Here is a 15270-nt window from a genome sequence, read left to right on the forward strand (position 1 = left end):
CCACGACGGTCTCCTCGGCTCGGCCATCTACCGCTTCGACGGCGACGTCTCGAGCCTCGGGCGCTTCGACACGGACCCCCGCTCCCTCCCCTTCACGGTCGAAGGGGCCGCACCCGCAAAGGTCTTGATCATCGGGGCGGCCGGTGGCAACGAAGTGCTGGCCTCGCTGCACTTCGACGCCAAGGCCATCGACGCCGTGGAACTCAACCCCGTCACCTACTCCTTGGTAACCGACGAGTTCGCCAACTACGCCGGGCGCGTCGCCGAGCACCCCAGAGTCAACTACGTCAACGGCGAAGGCAGGTCGTACCTGTCACGAAGCGACCACGACTACGACCTCGTGTGGTACCCAGCGACCGACAGCTACTCGGCGTCGAACGCGGCGAACGCGGGCGCGTTCGTGCTCTCGGAGAGCTACCTCTACACCAGCGACGCCGTCGTCGAGTCTTTCGAGCACCTCGAAATTGACGGGATCCTCGCCGCCCAGTTCGGCGAGTTCGACTACGAGGACAAGCCCAACCGAACCGTGCGTTATGTCGGAACGGCGCGCCATGCACTCACACAGCTCGGTATCGACGACCCGACCGGGCGCATTCTGGTGGCAACCACGGGCGGCGGCGACCTGGCGCTGTCGACCATCCTCGTCCGGCGCACACCGTTCACCGAGCGAGAGGTGCAGCGCTTCGTCGAGAGCCTCGGCCGGCTCCCCAACGCCAAGCTGCGATACGCGCCCAATCATTCGGCTGAAGGCCGCAACCACCTTGTGCAGTCGCTCATGTCCACACAACGACGGGCTCGACGCCTTCTACGACAGATACGAGTACGACGTCCGCCCGATCACCGACGACGCTCCGTTCTTCTGGCACTTCGTGCGCTATGGCGACGTCGCCGCCCGGTTCACCGACCCGATCGACCGCCGCGACTTCGAGGACGCGATCGGCGAGCGTGTGCTGCTCTTGCTCCTCGGCATCGCGATCCTCATGGCCGCGGTGTTCCTGTTACTGCCGTTCGCGAGGATCCGCAACGTGTGGGTCGCGCTCCCGAAGAAGGGCCGCTCCGCTCTCTACTTCACGATGCTCGGTCTCGGCTTCATCTTCTTCGAGATCGCCCTGATCCAACGCCTCATCGTGTTCCTCGGGTACCCGACCTATTCGTTGACGGTGACGCTCATGTCGGTACTGATCTTCACGGGCATCGGCGCTCTCCTGAGCAGCCGGTTGGAGGCGAACCCGGCGCGAGCACTGCCACGGCTCCTGGCGATACTCGGCGGCCTGACGGCGTTCTACGTGTTCGGACTCGTGCCGATGACCGACGCGCTCATCACCCTCCCGCTTGCGCTGCGCGTCGCCACCGCGTTCCTCGTGCTCGCGCCACTCGGTCTGTGCCTGGGCATGTTCATGCCGCTCGGGCTGCATGCGGTGTCCGGGCTGAGCGAATTCCCGCGCGAGTACGTCGCGTGGGGTTGGGCTGTCAACGGCTTCGCTTCGGTCATCGGATCGGTGCTCAGCACGATGCTCGCCATGACGTTCGGCTTCCGCGCTGTGCTCGCGATCGCCATTGCTGCCTACGTCGTCGCGCTGACAGCGTTGCGGGGACTCATGAGCGCACCCGCGGAACAGCCACCAGGCCGCGCCTGACCGCTAGCGTCCCGCTCGTGGCGGTGACCAGATCGCTGCACGGGTATGGCGTCACTCTCGCGTGACGCTCGGCTCGTGCTCGCGGCGCAGGCGGCACGGGCCTTCGCATACGGGTTCGGTGCCGTCCTCCTCGGCACCACACTCCACCGACGCCACCTCTCCGGCACCGAGGTCGGGATCGTGCTCGCGGCGATCGTCGCGGGCGGCGCACTCATGTCGATCGTCTTGGCCCGCTCAGGTGATCGCATCGGCCGTCGCCGGTGCTACACCGCGCTGTACTTCCTGCTCGCGCTCACAGGAGTCACGTTCGCGCTCACTGATCGGGTATGGGTCCTCGTACTGGTCGCGCTCGCCGGTGCGTTCTCGACCGACGTGGTCGACTCCGGCCCTTTCACCTCACTCGAGCAGGCGATGCTCGCGACCGAGGTCTCGGGGCGCGACCGCATTCGCGTCTTCAGCATCTACAACGCAGTGGCCGGAGCCGGCGGTGCGCTCGGCGCGCTCGCGGCCGGTCTCCCGTCGCTCGTCCGCTCGGTGTGGGCGGATGCTCCGGGTGACTCGACGTGGTTCTTGATCGTCGTGCCCGTAGCTGCGGTCGGCCTGCTGTTGGGTCGGTCGCTGTCCGCCTCGGTGGAGGTAGCGCCCTCGTCGCATACGGATTCGACTGGGTTGGCGCGTTCGCGGCCAATTGTGATTCGACTCGCCGGCTTGTTCGCGCTCGACTCCTTCGGCGGCGGATTCGTGGTTCAAGCCTTCGTCGCGTATTGGCTCGTGACCCGCTTCGGAGCTTCGACGGAGACGGTCGCGTTTGTCTTCTTCGGCGTGGCCATGTCACAGACGATCTCGTTCCTTGCGGCGTGGAAGGTCGCGCAGCGGATTGGGTTGCTCTCGACGATGGTCTGGACCCACCTTGCATCCAACGCTCTCCTGATCCTCATCGCGGTCGCTCCGAGCCTCGAACTCGCAGTCGCCGCGCTCGTCGGCCGCACCCTGTTGTCGCAGATGGACGTACCGGCTCGACAGGCCTATGTGATGACGCTCGTCGACCCGTCTGAACGAACTGCAGCCGCGGCCTACACCAGCACCGCTCGATACCTCAGTCGGCCCGTCGGCCCGGCGCTCGCAGGTGCAGCCTCCTCGGTGGCGCTCGGCCTTCCCTTCGTGATCGCGGGCGTGAGCAAGGCGATCTACGACGTCGTGCTCTGGCGATGGTTCTCCCGCGTCCCGCTGCCCGACGATCAGCTCTCATGATCGATCGCCACGCACGCCGGTCCTGGAGGATCCAACCCATCCATACCGGACGAATCGCAGGTTCCGTATGCTGCAGCGATGACTGTCGACCTGCAACGGCGGGAACGGGCTCCCGCAGTCGTTCTCAGCGAAGACCAGCGAGACGCGTACGAGCGCGACGGCTGGATTGCGACACCGGGGCTCGTTGACGCTGATCGCCTCGCGCGCATCCGCGACGTCACCAACGAGTTCGTCGACGCGAGTCGTGACCTCACCGAATCGAACATGCTCTACGACCTCGACGAAGGGCACTCGGCCGAGGAGCCGCGCCTGCGCCGGTTGAGCTCACCAACAGACCTGCACGCCGAGTACTGGAACCTCGCGTCGCAGTCTGTGCTCACGGATGTGGCGGTCGACCTGCTCGGCCCCGACGTGAAGTTCCACCACTCGAAGCTCAACTTCAAGGCGCCCCGTGGCGGCGAAGAAGTGAAGTGGCACCAGGACATCCAGTTCTGGCCGCACACCAACTACGACCTGCTCACCATCGGGGTGTTCCTCGAAGACGTCGACACCGGGATGGGCGAGGTGGGCTTCGTCTCCGGCAGCCACGACGGCCCGCTCTTCAACCTCTACGACGGCGACGTGTGGACCGGCGCCTTGAACGACGACGACGTCGAGCGCGCCGGAGTCGACACCGCCGTGTACCCGGTCGGCCCCGCGGGGACGATCACGGTGCACAACTGCCGAACGGTCCACGGCTCCGCGCCGAACCAGTCGGACCGACCGCGACCGCTGCTGTTGCAGACCTTCGCTGCCGCCGACGCCTTCTCCTACACGGACCTCGTGCGCCAGTCACCACATGGCGAAGAGCTCATCCGCGGGACTCCCCCGCGCTGGTCGCGCCACGACCCGCGTCCGTGCCTCATGCCACCGAACGGGCCGTACCGGCCGATCTTCGCCGTCCAGCAGCGAGAGCACCTGAACGACACGTGACGCGCTGCCACTCGGTCACTCCAAGGTAAGGGTCCGGTGAGAGACCCCGTGCGCCATTGACCTGGTCCGTTAACCTGCCGTTCACCTTGCGTGCAGGTCAGGGGGGAGCAGGGAGATGGGTCACGACGCGATACGCACGTTCAACCGCTTCGAGCTGAAGTACGTCGTGACGGTGCGTGACGTCGAGCGGCTCCGCGACGAGATCGCCGCGTACATGGTGCGCGACCCGTACGCCCACGCTCACGGCCGTTACACGCTGACCAGCCTGTACTACGACACGCCGGCGAGAGGCTGCTTCTGGGCCAAGCTCGATGGGCTGAAGTTCCGGCGAAAGCTCCGCATACGCCACTACGAGCAGCGGGCCGCTCTCGCGGATGACACCCCCGTGTTCGTCGAGATCAAGCAGCGCATCGACCGAGTCACGCAGAAGCGACGCGCGGTGCTGCCGTATTGGGATGCGCTCGAGCTCTGTGACGAGCGGATGATCCCCGACCACGACGAGCGCGACGTTGCCGTGGTCCACGAGGCATTCGAGCTGGTCGTCCGGCACGATCTTCGGCCCGCGTGCATCACGACGTATCAGCGCGAGCCCTGGTTGGGCGGCGACTACGACCCCGGGCTTCGACTGACGATCGATACCGATCTCCGGTACCGCACGAACGATCTGTGGCTCGACTCCAAGCATCCCGGTCGATACATGTTCCCGCCGCAGTACGCCGTCCTCGAGATCAAGGCGAACGACCGCGTCCCCTTCTGGCTGACGCACCTCGTGGCGCGGAACAACCTTCAGCTGACGCGCATGAGCAAGTACTGCACAAGCCTCGACGTCGCCGGATACGGGCAACGCGAGCCACGCGCACGTTCGATCCTCGTGGCTGTCTGAGCCACGAGCAACTCACTCCCGGGGGACAGCACTATGGCGGACGTGTTCGGACAAACCGGCGGGCTCTTCGACTTCAAGGACCTGACGGGCAACTTCGCGGTTGGGGACATCTTCCTCACCCTTGTGACGAGCTTCGCGCTCGGGATGCTCATCGCGTACACGTACCGAGCGACCCACAAGGGCATTTCGTACAGCCAAAGCTTCGTGCAGACGCTGGTGATCCTGTCGATGGTCGTCTCGGTCGTGATGCTCGTCATCGGGTCCAACCTCGCCCGAGCCTTCTCACTCGTGGGAGCACTCTCGGTCGTTCGCTTCCGCAACGCCGTCAAGGAGACGCGTGACGTCGGCTTCGTGTTCTTCACGATGATCATCGGCATCGCCGCAGGAACTCGCTTCTACGTCTTGGCCGCGGTCGCGGCGACAGCCATCTGCCTCGTCATCCTCATCATGGTGAAGTTCAACTTCTTCGCGTTGAACAACGTGAGCCAGATCTTGAAGATCCAGGTGGCCAACGACGCCAACATCGAGGGCATGTTCGACGAGCTCTTCCTGCAGTACACGAAGGAGTCCGACCTCATCAGCATCGACACGGTGCGGTCGGGAACGCTCACCGAGCTCATCTACAACGTGGTGCTCAAGCGAGACTCGCAGCGCCAGGATTTCATCAATGCAGTTCGGGAGCGCGCCGGCAACGAGCGCGTGAGCCTCATCACCGGGTACGACACCACCGACCTGTAGGACCCTTGCATGACATCGCGAAGTCGTCACCTCGCGTGGCGACGCAACTGGTGGCTGATCGCCGCGTTGAGCAGCTTCACCGCGGGCATGTTGGTGCTCATGGGCACCGAGAAGGTCGTCCCGTACACGACGAGCAAGTCGCTCGCGGCGCAGACGAAGGTTGACGGTGCCGCGAAGGCCAAGACGATCACCGCAGCGCGCGGGCTGCCTGGGAAGAACATCAACAATACAGTCGACGCCTTCGACCATTCGATCGTCCACCGCGTGTCGATCTCGATGTCGACGACTGCCTACGACGCCATGATCCTGGACTACCAGGTGGATGGCGTGAAGACCTGGCATGTGGCAACCGTCGTCATCGACGGCGTGCGCATCAAGAACGTGGGTGTGCGGCTCAAGGGCAACTCCACACTGATCGGGCTTCGCAACAGCGGTCCGAACCCGGCGGGGGGGATCGCGGCGTCGCTCGGCACCCTCAGCCCCGACGAGCCCCAGAAGATGCCGTTCCTCCTCCGCTTCGACGAGTTCGTGGCCGGCCAGCGCTACCAAGGCGTGAACGAGCTCGCGCTGCGCACCTCCGGCGGGTTCGGCGGCGACGCGAGCCAGCTGACCGAGTACGTCGCCAACGTGCTGACCGAGGAGACCGGCCAACCGTTTCTCCGAACGACGACCACCGGGATGACCTTCAACGGCTCACCGGAGGGCTTCTACCTCCTGGTCGAGCACCCCGACGACTACTGGGCGCGGCGGATGATCCCGGGCACGCAGCCGGCCGTGTACAAGGCGATCGTCGGCGCGAGCTTCCACTACGTGGGCGCAGAGCCTGCGCTGTACGTGAACGTGTTCAACCAGCAGGCCGAGACGTTGGACCTCGGCCCCGGTCCAATGATCGAGTTCCTACGGTTCGTCGAAGAATCCACCGATCGAGAGTTCGAGGCGCACCTTGCCGATCGTCTCGACGTCGAGCAGTTCGCGCGGTATCTCGCGTTCCACAACATCCTCGTAGATCCCGACTCGCTCGCCGGGACGGGAAACAACTACTACCTGCTCTACGACCCGAAGCTGCGAAGGATGACGTTCGCCGCGTGGGATCAGAACCTCGCATTCGGCCGGCTCGGTTTTGGCGGCGGCCCGTACCGCCCGTACTACGAGGACGGCTCTGGTCTTGGATCCTTAGCCGGGAACATCCCGGGGCTCGAAGAGCTGATCCCCGGTAGCGCCCTTGGCGAGCCGAACATCCTCGTGACGCGCTTCCTCGCGTCGCCGAAGTTCCGCGCCGTCTACAACGAGGCGTACCGCGAGCTCTTCAAGAGCATGTTGAAGGCTGGCCGAGCGACCGCGTTGCTCGACGAACTCGGCACGGTGATCCGGAAGGCCAATGAAGAGCGGAATCTGGTCGACCCGGCCCGGTTCGAGAGCGATCTCGAGCGCAACCACAGCTTCATCGCCGATCGCGTCGAGTACTTGCTCACACTCCCCCCGGTCGGCGGATGACATCGCGGAGTCGACACCTCGCGTGGCGACGCAATTGGTGGCTGATCGCCGCGTTGAGCAGCTTCACCGCGGGCATGTTGGTGCTCATGGGCACCGAGAAGGTCGTCCCGTACACGACGAGCAAGTCGCTCGCGGCGCAGACGAAGGTTGACGGTGCCGCGAAGGCCAAGGCAATCACCGAGGCGCGCGGACCGCAGGGTCACAACGTCACGAACATCGTCGACATGTTCGACATCGGTCTCGTCCATACCGTCGAGATCACGATGGATCCGACCGAGTACGACGCGATGATCACGGACTACCAGCGGGACGGACTGAAGACCTGGCACTCGGCGACGGTCGTCATCGACGGTGCCCGTCTCGACCAGGTAGGCCTGCGGCTCAAGGGCAACTCCACGCTGATCGGACTGCGATACAGCGGTCCCGAGAGCCCACCCAACCCCGGCGGGCTCGCCGCAATCTTCCCGAGGATCACCGCCGACGAGCCGTACAAGATGCCGATGCTGTTGCGCTTCGACCAGTTCCTTCCTGGGCAGCGCTATCAAAGCGTGAACGAGCTCGCGCTGCGCGCCGGAAGCCTCGGTGACTCCACCCAGCTGACCGAGCTGCTCGCCAACCTGCTGACGAAGGAGTCGGGCCAGCACTACCTGCGGACCTCGACCGCGGGCATGAGCTTCAACGACTCCCGCGAGGGCTACTTCCTGCTCGTCGAGCACCCCGACGACTACTGGGCGCAGCGCATGATCCCCGGCCGCCTGGAGCCGGCGGTCTACAAGGCGGTGCCCGGCGCGAGCTTCCACTACGTGGGTGACGACCTCGCGCGGTACGAGAACGTGTTCAACCAGCAGGCGGAGACGCGGAGCCTCGGTCCCGCGCCGATGATCGAGTTCCTGAAGTTCGTGGAGACCTCGACGAACGAGGTCTTCGCCGCGAAGCTGGCCGATCGCCTCGACGTGAAGGAGTTCGCTCAGTACCTCGCGTTCCACAATCTGATCGTGGACGTCGACTCCTTCGCCGGGTTTGGCAACAACTACTACTTCCTCTACGACCCGAAGACCCGGCGCATGTCGATCGCACCGTGGGATCAAAACGTCGCCTTCGGCACGCTCGGTGGTGCGCGGTACCGGCCGTACTACGAAGATGGTGCTGCGATCCCCTCGTTCGCGCTGGACGTCGACGCCATCGACGAGCTCAACGACGGAGGGACAGGACTCGGCGAGGAGAACATCCTCATGCGGCGGTTCTTCGACACGCCGAAGTTCCGCGAGCTCTACGACGAGACCTACCGCGAGCTCTTCGAGCTGTTGCTTCGCTCAGGGCGCGCCGACGAGCTCGCGCTCGAGCTCGGCGCCGCGATCCAAGACGACGCGGCGGCGCGCAACCTCGTCAGCCCATCCGCCTTCGACGGGGCGGCGGCGGGCAAGCGCGCGTTCATCGCCAGTCGAATCGAGTACCTCGTCACCCATCCGATCATCGCAGGCGAGGGAGGCGACAAGACGAGGTGATGCGCTCAGGCATAGAGTTCGCGCCGCGGCGATCTTGGGGGGTTCTCATGAAGCGCTACGGAAACGGACGGCGGCGTTGGCTGCGTGCACTCGGTGTGCTGATGGCCGCGGTGTTGACGCTCGCGGCTGCTACGAGCGGCGCCAGCGGCGGCGAGGTTGGCGGCGGCAAACTCACCGACAGCTTCCGAGGTGTCGACGCCGAGACGATCAAGATCGGCATCGTCATCGTCGACTACGAGTCCATTAAGGACTTCGTCGACTTCCACCGCGGCGATCAGGAGGAGACCGCGCAGATCTTCGTGGATTGGATCAACGACAACGGAGGCGTCGGCGGCCGCATTATCGACCCCGTCTTCAAGACCTACCCGCCGATCCCCGGTCAAGAGCCCAGTGCACTCAGCCTCTGCACTTCGCTGACCGAGGACGAGGAGGTGTTCGCGGTGCTCGGGGTGTTCATCGACTTCACCGGTGACGCGCAGTTGTGCCTCACCCGTGACCACGAGACCATCCACATCGGCCACGAGCTCGAGCAGCCCTGGATCGACGAGTCGCCACCCGCATTGTTGTTGACCACCGAGAACACCAAGGAGAAGCGGGCCGAAGCCCTCCTCAACCTGTTCAAGGAGGAGCGCACGCTCAAGGGCCGGACCGTGGCCACGCTCGTCGATCAGGACGCGGAGGGGCGCGTCAACGACCTCATCATCCCAACCCTCGACGACATGAAGGTCAAGCAGGGCTCCACCGCGGTGCTCACCGTCACGGGAACTGACACCGCGGCCGCGCAGTCGCAGCTCGACAGCTTCATCGAGCGCTGGGAGACCGAGGACGTCGACACGATCTTCATGGTCGGCTTGCGGGTCTCGGGGGTTCAGTTCGTCGAGAAGATCAAGGCCGCGATGCCCAAAGTGCGCCTGATCACCGACGCCGAGTCGACGCTCGAGCAAGCTCAGGACCTGGCCGCGTCCGGTACCGACCCGAACCCGTACGAGGGCATGTTCACCATCGTGGGCGAGACCGAGTCGGAGCGCTGGGCGAACAAGAGCCCGGAACTCCAGGAGTGCGTCGACGTGTGGGAGAAGGCCACCGGCGAGACCGTGCTCGGGCCCGACGAGGTGACACCCGACGCTGACGGCCGGGTGGAAGAGATCTTCACCGCAGTCGAGGACTTCTGCGGCGAGCTCGTGTTCTTCAAGTCGATCGCAGAGAAGGCCGGGCCCAAGCTCACCAACAAGAGCTGGCGGAAGGCGGTCGACAGGTTCGGCCCGATCAAGCTCGTCACGACGAGCCAGGCGTCGCTGTGCAAGGGCAAGTACGGGGCCGACGACGAAGGCCGGCTCGTCAAGTACGACCCCACCATCGGCGAGAACGGGGACTGGAAGCCCGTCACCGAGGTCCAGGACGTCAGCGGCGGGGAGTGCGCCTAACGCGACCGCGTTCTCGCGCCCGTCCCGGTCCGCGGCCCCTGCTCAACCGGGCGCGGTGCTGCGCACGATGGCCCGCTCGTCGGTGCCGAGGTACGAGCTGATGACCCGCGGATCGTTGCGAACCTCGTCGGGCGTGCCCTCGGCGATGATCCGACCGGCCTCCATGCAGTAGACGCGGTCGCTGATCGACATGACCATGGGCAGGTCGTGCTCCACGACGATGAGCGTCGCGTCGAGCTCGTGTTGCACACGCGTAATCAGAGGCCCAAATGCCTCGGCCTCGCGTTGGGCAACACCAGCCGTGGGCTCGTCCAGACAGAGGACTCGCGGCGCCACCGCGAGCACCGCCGCGAGCTCGACGATACGGCGCGTCCCCGTCGACAGCTCGGCGACGTGACGATCCGCGTAGCGGCCGAGTCCCAGGTAGTCGATGAGCTCTGCCGCGTCGGCCTGCTTTGCCCGCTCACTTCGTTGCGACCACGGCGAAAACACGAGCGTTCCCCAGAACGAGGTGCGATGGCGGGCCTCGAGCGCGAGCTGCACCGTCTCGCGCACGCTCAGCTCCGGGTAGAGGATCGCGGCCTGGAACGTGCGTCCGAGCCCGAGCCGCGCTCGCTGGTACGCCTTCTTGTCGCTGACGTCGCGTCCGAGCAGGTGCACGCTTCCCCGACTCGGCACGAAAGCGCCAATCGCGTTGAGCAGCGTCGACTTCCCGGCGCCGTTGTTCCCGATCAGCCCGATCACCTCCCCCTTGTCGGCACGGAAGTCGACGTCGTCCACGGCAACGAGACCGCCGAAGTTGACAGAGAGCGACGTGGTCGCCAGCACGCTGCCGTCGGGGTTCGTCGCGGTCTCGGCCACTGTCGTGCGGCGAGTCAGCGATGCGGGGGGCGCCACCATGGTCTTCCCCGGCGCCGGGGGTAGGCGTCGCTCCAGCAGGGCGAGCAGCTGGGCGCGGGTCCACACGCCGATCTGAGCGAACCCGCCGGGGATGTACAGCAGGATGATGAGCAGCCCGATGCTCGACGTGAGCAGGGGAATCAAGTCGTTGTTGGGCCAGAAGCCGGGGAGGCCGACGATCCACAGCGCGCCGACCACCGCGCCGGAAAGGCTGCCGAGACCGCCGATCACGACCATCGCGACGAGTGCGAGTGAGTTGTTGACCAGGAAGAATCGCTCCGCCGGCCCGAACGTCGTGGGTACGGCTCCGAGCACAGCGCCGCCAAGGCCGGCCACGAACCCCGCAACCGCGAAGGCGGTGAGCTTGACGCGTGCGGGCGAGACCGTCATCGCCGCCGCGGCCTGCTCGTTCTCGCGCACCCCCACGATCATCCGCCCGACACCCGAACGCCGGAGATGGCCGACCGCAAGGAGCACCACGACGAGTAGCAGCAGGACAAAGTAGTAGTAGGCACGGTTCTCGAAGGTGAGCTTCCACGGCCCAAGATCGGCGCGCGGGATCTGCACGGTTGACAGGCCGTCAGTAAAGAAGTCGAGACGGAAGATGTACGCCTGCGCGGCGATTGCGAACGCGAGGGTGCTGACTGCGAGGAGCAGCCCCCGTACTCGCAATGCTCCGATGCCGATGATCACCGCGATCGCACAGGCGGTGAGCGCGCCGCCGAGCACGGTCCACGGAAACGCCATGGGGGACAGCGAGATATCGAAGACGCCGAGGTCGAGCGACAACCCGCGCGCGAGCGTCGCCGCAGTCAGTGCCGCGATGCCGCCGAACGCCATCTGTCCGAGCGAGAGCTGGCCCCCCCACCCGGTGAGCACGACCACCGACACCGCGCACAGCGCGAACCCCAGGATCACCGCCCACACCTGGTGACGCGCCGACAGGTCGGTGGTCAGCGGCGCCGCCGCAGCAACGACCAGGGCGAGGAGTCCGACGAGTTGCGGGAGTCGCCGGACCCACCAGATGCTGCGCAGCCGTTCGGGAATCACGGCGACTCGCGGCGCGAACTGGAAACTCTCGCCACCGGCTCGAGCATTCCGGCTCACTCGTGCCACTAGGACAACGACGATCACGAAGAGTACGAACTGTACGAGTCCGGTCTGAGCCGTGAAATGGAACGACAGCACCCGCTCGCCGACACCGATGAGGATCGCGCCGAGAGCTGCGCGCGGCAGCGAGACCATGCCACCGATGAGCGCGGCCGCCATGCCTCGCAAGAGCGTGTCGGGCCCGATGCTGACGAGCTCGGTCGATCCCCGGTCCGTCGCGGTCAGCAGGACCGCCGTGGCGGACAGGAAACCTGCGACCGACCACACGGCCGTGGACACCAGCTTGGGGTTGATGCCGGTCATCCGAGCGAGATCGGCGTTGCTTGCCGACGCCTGGACCTGGTCGCCGAACGCCGTGTGATTCAGGAGCCACCACAAGGCAGTGATGACGATCGGGACCACGATCAGGATCAACAACTGGGCGGCGCTGACGTCGATGCCAAGCCCGGGATGCCACTCTCCTTCGAACGGTAGGGGGAACTGAGTCTGGAGGTTCCCTGTGCGGTAGTCAGGCAGCGCAAGCGTCACCGCCAGCGCGAGCTGCGCCACGCCGATCGTGGCCACGAGCACGATCACGCGCGGCGCGCTGAACAACCGTCGAATCACCGCCAGCTCCACGAGCGCGCCAGACAGCGTTCCGACCGCGAGCGCGGCGATCAGCGACGGCCAGTACGGCCAGCCGTTCTTGCCGGCCATGATTGCGAACAGTGCCGTGGCTGGGACCCCGAGGTTACCGACCGCGAAGTTGATGACGCGACTCGATCGATAGACGAGCACGATCCCCATCGCGACCAGCGCGATGATGAGGCCGCCGACGATCCCCTTGAACAGCAGGTTCGAGGTGATGAACGCGGTGCCAAGGATCACGAGCGCGTTAGCCGCCCTGGGCTCCGAAGAACACCGCGCGTACGAGGTCGTCTCGCTCGAGGAGGTCGGCGGCCGGACCCTCGAACCGCACTTCGCCCTTCTCGAGGAAGATTGCCCGGTCGGCGACGGCGAGCGCCACGTTCAGCGACTGCTCGACGATGACCATCGTCTGCCCGCGCGCTTTGAGGTTCTCCACCACCTCGAGGAGCCGTTGGACCACTACGGGCGCGAGGCCCAGCGACAGCTCGTCGATCAGGAGAACCTCGGGCTCGTGGAGGAGGACGCGGGCGATGGCGAGCATCTGGCGTTGGCCGCCAGAGAGGTTGGCCGCAATCTGGCCGCGGCGGTCGGCGAGCTCGGGGAGCAGCTCGAGGACACCCGCGATGCGGTCTTCGGATTCGTGGCGCGACGTGGCATTCAAGCGGGCGCTGATCGTGAGGTTCTGCAGAACGGTGAGGCCCGGGAACACGCCCTGACCGCCCGGCAGGGCCATGATGCCGAGCCGCCGGGCTCGAGCCTCGGGCGCGACGTAGGTGACGTTCTGACCGTTGAGCCGGACGACGCCGCGTTCGGGTACGCCGAGCCCAGTGATCACCCGGAGGACCGTGGACTTGCCGGCGCCGTTGGTACCAAGCAGCGCGACGGTCTCGCCCTTCTGCACCTCGAGGTTCACGCCGAAGAGCACCTGGACCGGGCCGTAGGAGAAGTCGATGTTGGCGAGCTGGAGAGCCGGAACGGCAATGCCCTCGTCGTGACGCTTGTGGTACTCCTCCTGCTCTTCGAGCAGCTCCTCGACGACGAGCGACAGGTCGTGACGAATGAAGCGCGCGCCGTTCATCAGCAGCAGCCCGCCGATGATCGCCGTCGGGACGCCCAGGACGATGACCGTGCCCCGCACGCCGATCTCATCAGTGAGGAAGCCCGAGGCGATCCCGCCGCCGAAGCCACCGATGAAGAAGATGTACATCGTGGTCACTGCGGCGCCCATACCGCGCAGCCGGTAGGGGACGACGGCCTGGGTCACCGGCCTGACCATGGCGAACGCGCAGATCGTGAGCACCGCCTGGGGGATGCCGAACACCACGAACAACGCCTTGCTGTGCGTCGAATATTGGAGCGGCGTGATCAGCGCCGACGGGAGGACCAGTGCTCCCACGAGCGCGAGCGCCCGAGCCGGGTTCTGGCGGTAGATGCGGTCGAAGCGTGAGCCGATGAGCGGGAGGAGCGGCAGCGCGGCCACGCCGCTGAGGCTGAGGAGCAGGCCGCGGTCCAGCACGTCGGTGACGCGCAGCGTCTCGTCGAGGTAGAGCGTGGCCAACACCTGCTGGCTGAACAACCCGAAACCCAACGCGCAGAAGGCGACGAGCACCGTCCTGACCGTGCGGATGCGCTTGATGCGCGCAAACGCGGCCTCCATCGAGATCGGGGCCGGGTCCTCGTCCTCGATGAGCTCGCCGAGCACGTGGTCCTGCTCGAACTGACCCCTCGGCGGCTCCTTGATGAGGAACGCGCCGACCGCGGCGATCGCAACCGGGACTCCGAGGACGTACCACGCCCAGCGCCATCCCTCGGGCCCTCCCGCGATCGTCGCGATCCCGCCGACGAGCACCGGGCTCGCCAGTGCGAGCCCGCGGCCGATCATCTCGTTCAGCGCAGACATGCGGGCGCGCACGCCAATCGGGTAGTTGTCGGCGAGGAGGGAGGCGTGCACGGGAATCGTGGACGCCTTGGCGATGCCGGTCCCGAACCGCGTCCAGAAGAGCATGAACGCGCTGGTCGCCACGCCGGAGAGGAATACGAACAAGCCGAAGAACAGGCCCGAGAACCCGACGATGGGAACCCGCTTCACGCGATCGCTCAGCCACCCCATCGGCACGGCACCGAGGACAAAGAAGCCCGCGGACGCGGTGCCGATGAACACGATCGTGCCCTTGCTGATGCCAAACGTCGCGCGGATCTCCGGTGCAAGCACATAGATCGCCGCGCCCTCGAGCTCGTCGAGCGAGTTGAGCAGGGTGAGGACCGCGAACATCATCACGCCGCCCCGCTTCAGGCCGGCGCGCAGCGACATGGGTGCCGCGTTCACCCCCGGGAGCAGGTCGTCGGGAAAGATCACTTGCTCGCGGGCCTGGGCCTGCGCCGCCTCCCGGGCCTCGTCCTCGGCGATCACCGTGGCGGCGAGGGCGGCGGCACGTGGTGCCCCGTCGTCCGCGCGCACCGGTCCCCCCGTGGCTGGCACGTCGGGGATCGTACGGCTTCCCTGACACGCGCGTCAGGGCCTCGATATCGTGCGGCCATGCAACTGGAGTACGCATTCGGGCCCACGATCCGGGGGGAGCGAAAGTGCGCAAGCTTGCAGTAGGTCTCGTCGTCGTCGTGCTCGTCGCGGCGGCTACGGCGGTCAGTGCTGGGGGTGCGGCCGGCGACGCGTCGTCGGCGCGGAAGAGCAAGCCGTTGACAGTCGCCACGATCAACGTGCTGCACGGGCT

The 15270-nt window shown here is 66.1% G+C and carries 11 protein-coding genes; 8 read left to right on the forward strand and 3 right to left on the reverse strand.

What is annotated here, in order from left to right:
* Nucleotides 1–313: 313 nt before the first annotated feature.
* Nucleotides 314–760 carry a hypothetical protein gene (locus WEE69_07785; GenBank protein MEX1145189.1) on the reverse strand — a complete coding sequence of 149 codons (447 nt, stop codon included), beginning with the start codon at nucleotides 758–760 and terminating at the stop codon, nucleotides 314–316.
* A 1-nt stretch (nucleotide 761) separates the two neighbouring features.
* On the opposite strand from WEE69_07785, the gene WEE69_07790 reads away from it, so the two are divergent.
* The 8 genes from WEE69_07790 (at nucleotide 762) to WEE69_07825 (ending at nucleotide 9904) form a co-directional block, all read left to right on the forward strand.
* Nucleotides 762–1637: a hypothetical protein gene (locus WEE69_07790; protein MEX1145190.1), complete on the forward strand. Its 876-nt coding sequence runs from the start codon at nucleotides 762–764 to the stop codon at nucleotides 1635–1637.
* Between the two features lie 45 nt (nucleotides 1638–1682).
* On the forward strand, nucleotides 1683–2888 hold the full coding sequence (locus WEE69_07795) for an MFS transporter (protein MEX1145191.1): 1206 nt from the start codon (nucleotides 1683–1685) through the stop codon (nucleotides 2886–2888).
* A gap of 78 nt (nucleotides 2889–2966) precedes the next feature.
* Nucleotides 2967–3860, forward strand: a complete 894-nt coding sequence (locus WEE69_07800) for a phytanoyl-CoA dioxygenase family protein (protein MEX1145192.1) — start codon at nucleotides 2967–2969, stop codon at nucleotides 3858–3860.
* A 115-nt stretch (nucleotides 3861–3975) separates the two neighbouring features.
* Nucleotides 3976–4743, forward strand: coding sequence for a polyphosphate polymerase domain-containing protein (locus tag WEE69_07805; protein MEX1145193.1), 768 nt, complete (start codon nucleotides 3976–3978; stop codon nucleotides 4741–4743).
* 42 nt (nucleotides 4744–4785) lie between these two features.
* On the forward strand, nucleotides 4786–5481 hold the full coding sequence (locus tag WEE69_07810; protein ID MEX1145194.1) for a DUF4956 domain-containing protein: 696 nt from the start codon (nucleotides 4786–4788) through the stop codon (nucleotides 5479–5481).
* Nucleotides 5482–5490: 9 nt separating this feature from the next.
* A complete protein-coding gene (locus WEE69_07815; GenBank protein MEX1145195.1) occupies nucleotides 5491–6975 on the forward strand; it encodes a CotH kinase family protein in 1485 nt (494 codons plus the stop codon).
* A gap of 53 nt (nucleotides 6976–7028) precedes the next feature.
* Nucleotides 7029–8480 (forward strand): CotH kinase family protein, encoded by a 1452-nt coding sequence (locus WEE69_07820; protein ID MEX1145196.1) that lies wholly within the window; start codon nucleotides 7029–7031, stop codon nucleotides 8478–8480.
* A 47-nt stretch (nucleotides 8481–8527) separates the two neighbouring features.
* Nucleotides 8528–9904 (forward strand): ABC transporter substrate-binding protein, encoded by a 1377-nt coding sequence (locus WEE69_07825; protein ID MEX1145197.1) that lies wholly within the window; start codon nucleotides 8528–8530, stop codon nucleotides 9902–9904.
* Nucleotides 9905–9946: 42 nt separating this feature from the next.
* Here the strand turns inward: WEE69_07825 and WEE69_07830 are convergent, their stop codons facing one another.
* Together WEE69_07830 and WEE69_07835 are read right to left on the reverse strand one after the other, a co-directional pair.
* On the reverse strand, nucleotides 9947–12781 hold the full coding sequence (locus WEE69_07830) for a branched-chain amino acid ABC transporter permease/ATP-binding protein (protein ID MEX1145198.1): 2835 nt from the start codon (nucleotides 12779–12781) through the stop codon (nucleotides 9947–9949).
* Nucleotides 12782–12788: 7 nt separating this feature from the next.
* Nucleotides 12789–15020, reverse strand: coding sequence for an ATP-binding protein (locus WEE69_07835; protein ID MEX1145199.1), 2232 nt, complete (start codon nucleotides 15018–15020; stop codon nucleotides 12789–12791).
* Between the last annotated feature and the right edge of the window lie 250 nt (nucleotides 15021–15270).

The sequence above is a fragment of the Acidimicrobiia bacterium genome (assembly GCA_040881685.1).
GTDB lineage: Bacteria > Actinomycetota > Acidimicrobiia > IMCC26256 > PALSA-555 > SHVJ01.